2 tRNA genes and 2 rRNA genes are annotated in these 727 nt (G+C 41.4%); all 4 read left to right on the top strand.

Annotated features, from left to right (window positions below):
* Positions 1-56 (top strand): 16S ribosomal RNA (locus KQI86_RS20035); the annotation flags it as partial.
* A 144-nt stretch (positions 57-200) separates the two neighbouring features.
* A tRNA-Ala gene (locus KQI86_RS20030) sits at positions 201-276 on the top strand.
* A 7-nt stretch (positions 277-283) separates the two neighbouring features.
* Positions 284-360: transfer RNA gene (locus KQI86_RS20025), tRNA-Ile, on the top strand.
* Between the two features lie 249 nt (positions 361-609).
* A 23S ribosomal RNA gene (locus KQI86_RS20020) occupies positions 610-727 on the top strand; the annotation flags it as partial.

Raw genomic sequence — 727 nt, 5'->3', positions numbered from 1 at the left:
GGGTGAAGTCGTAACAAGGTAGCCGTAGGAGAACCTGCGGCTGGATCACCTCCTTTCTAAGGAGCTTTAATAGAGCCTAGAAAGCTTTATTACAGGTTTCATACTCTGTTTAATTTTGAGAGATTTTCTCTCAACTTTTATTTTTTAATATAAATACTAGAAGCAAGCAGTAATGTGTAGCTTGTAGGATTTTTTTTCGTGGGGGTATAGCTCAGCTGGGAGAGCACCTGCCTTGCAAGCAGGGGGTCAGGAGTTCGAATCTCCTTATCTCCACCATTTTAATGGGCTTATAGCTCAGCTGGTTAGAGCGCACGCCTGATAAGCGTGAGGTCGATGGTTCGAGTCCATTTAAGCCCACCAATGTTCTTTGAAAATTGCACAAAGCATAGTAAAGTAAATCAAAGGTAAATACCTTTTGTAGAAATGATTTGTTACCCAAATCAAGAATACTAGTGATTGTCAAATGAAAGATTTTGATAAATCATGAAAAATTACTAGAAACGAGTAGTGCTAGGCATAAAGTGAAAGAGGAACAGAGTTTAGCGGAGCTAAATGAGTACCGCAGAGAGCTTTATAACGACGCAATACGAAGTTTATAGGAATTTTAGAGATCAAGCTACAAAGGGCACATGGAGAATGCCTTGGCACCAGAAGCCGATGAAGGACGCGATAAGCTGCGATAAGCTCCGAGTAGGCGCAAATAGCCTGAGATCCGGAGATTTCCGAA

Origin of the sequence: Clostridium mobile, from assembly GCF_018918285.1 — a bacterium.
GTDB classification, from domain to species: Bacteria; Bacillota; Clostridia; order Clostridiales; family Clostridiaceae; genus Clostridium_AW; species Clostridium_AW mobile.
This window is presented reverse-complemented; position numbering and strand designations above follow the sequence as displayed.